Source organism: Micrococcus sp. GbtcB5, from assembly GCF_019091605.1.
GTDB classification, from domain to species: Bacteria; Actinomycetota; Actinomycetes; order Actinomycetales; family Micrococcaceae; genus Micrococcus; species Micrococcus luteus.
Genome location: NZ_JAGXJK010000518.1, coordinates 1 through 234, shown reverse-complemented (window position 1 = coordinate 234; position 234 = coordinate 1). Strand labels below are relative to the sequence as shown.

At 81.6% G+C, this 234-nt stretch carries 1 pseudogene; it reads left to right on the top strand.

The features are described 5' to 3' along the window. Nucleotides 1-234 (top strand): annotated as a pseudogene (locus KVS67_RS13325) (hypothetical protein); the annotation flags it as partial.

Here is a 234-nt window from a genome sequence, read left to right as displayed (position 1 = left end):
CCCGCCGCGGGGGGGGGCGTCCGCGCGCTCCCCCCCCGGCGGGCCCCCCTCCGCCTCCTTCCAGGTGCCGGCCGCGGGGCACGTCTCCCCGCCGGGGCAGGGGGTCATCGCCGCGTTCCTGGCGGCCGTGGCCGCCACGGCCCTCCGACTGCTCCCCAACCGGGGCTGGAGGGCCGCGGGGGGACTCGGCATCCTGGATGCGGACGCGGCGAACGTCCTCAGCGTCGGGGTGGG